Genomic DNA, 346 nt, shown 5'->3' with positions numbered 1-346 from the left:
AGAAAAGATTGATTTAATTAAAGACAACTAACAGCTCCCTCCCTTGTTTTAAGGGAGGGCGGGGGGAGGGTCAGATGGAAGAATTCGCAGCACTCATAAGAGAACTTGACAGCACCAACAAAACTACGGTGAAGGTGGCGGCTTTGATGCGATATTTTCAGCGGGTCCCCAATAAGGATAAGGTGTGGGCTATCGCCATTCTCTCGCACCGCCGTCCGCCGCGCCCGGTAAATACTACCTTGCTGCGCACATTTGCTGCTGAACTGGCGAACATCCCGCTTTGGTTGTTCGAGGAATCCTATCACATCGTTGGAGATCTTGCAGAAACCATTGCGCTGGTCATTCC

The 346-nt window shown here is 50.6% G+C and carries 1 pseudogene; it reads left to right on the top strand.

Annotated features, from left to right (window positions below):
- Positions 1–74 precede the first annotated feature (74 nt).
- Positions 75–346, top strand: a pseudogene (locus HC175_RS21470) (ATP-dependent DNA ligase); the annotation flags it as partial.

This window comes from Salinimicrobium oceani (assembly GCF_012037645.1).
Note: the sequence above shows the minus strand (reverse complement) of the source record. Positions and strands in the feature narration are given on the sequence as shown.